Below are 1,180 nucleotides of genomic sequence, written 5' to 3' on the forward strand. Positions count from 1 at the left end.
TTTGCCGTCGCGGTTGAAGTCGCCGCTGAAGATCAGATCGAACTGGCTCCATCCGGTGCCCACTCGGATGGGCTGTCCCAGAATCGCGTCAGTGGTGAACGATCCGGTACCCGGGTACAGCCACAACTCGCCCGTGGTCGCGCTACGGGCCATGACGTCGTCCTTGTTGTCACCGTTGAAATCACCAGACACACCCGAAGACGACCCCACTGAGTTCCAGAGGGCGTTCACGATGATCTGGGCGTCCGACGCCTGGACCTGATATTTGTCGGGGTAGGCAGAGACCTGGACCGCCTGGCAGACCTCTCCGATCGGTGCGGTGGCCCACGATCCGTTCGGATACTCGCGCTGCATCGCGCTCAGGAACTTGTTGGTGGCCGTGGCCGGGTCGAGTCTCTCCGCGCGCGTACCCCACCACTCCTGTTGTTGGAATAGGCCCAGGCTCGTGTGGTCGACCTCTTCGCTGATGTTCTGTAGGTGGGTCTCCACGATGACAGTGGCGATCGCGATCACGCCGGCGCGCGAAGCCAGGCCGCGGGCATGTACCGCCTCCACCACCTCACGGGCGCAGGAGACTCGATAGGCGGTCATGGAGCCCCGCATGTCCGAGTTCAGCTGGGAATTGAGCTGAGTGGCCAACGCGGCGTCGTTGGCCGTCGGGCCGGCGGGATCGCACGCCACCGTCTGGTACAACGCGTTCATCGGGGCCAGCGCGGGCGGCAGTTTAGGGTCCGGCGTGGACGCTGCGGCGTGAGCAGGTGACACCATCGCCGTCACCGCGCAGGTCACTGTTAGCACCGCAGAGGATCGGATCCTCGTCCAAAAGCTGTTCTTCACTGAAGATTCCATTCGTTTGTTGGCGCCGCTCGGAGGATGTGAGCGGTGCACGGGGTGGTGGCCGGGCCTTTTGGGGGGCCCGGCCACGTCTTGTTCCTGGGGGTTAGCTGATGCGGTCCATGCCGCCCCAGCCGATGCCTACGCGTTTGGGGGAGGTGAGGATTTGGTTGGGGGTCAGGGAGCCGGTGCCGGGATACATCCAGAGGGTGGCGTCGGTGGTTGAGCGGACCACCACATCGGACTTGCCGTCTTGGTTGAAGTCACCGGCCGTGAGAGCGTTCATAACGCCCCAGCCGATGCCGACCTGGATGCCGGGGTTGACCACCCGGTCAGTGGTCAGCGA

General features: G+C 64.2%; 2 protein-coding genes. Both read right to left on the bottom strand.

Going from position 1 to position 1,180, the window contains the following annotated elements; translation table 11 throughout:
• On the bottom strand, positions 1–702 hold a 702-nt coding region (locus tag Air01nite_RS40855; RefSeq protein WP_203708917.1), incomplete at its 3' end, for an FG-GAP repeat domain-containing protein.
• Between the two features lie 238 nt (positions 703–940).
• On the bottom strand, positions 941–1,180 hold a 240-nt coding region (locus tag Air01nite_RS40860), incomplete at its 5' end, for an FG-GAP repeat domain-containing protein (protein WP_203708919.1).

This window comes from Asanoa iriomotensis, assembly GCF_016862515.1.
Classification (GTDB): Bacteria; Actinomycetota; Actinomycetes; order Mycobacteriales; family Micromonosporaceae; genus Asanoa; species Asanoa iriomotensis.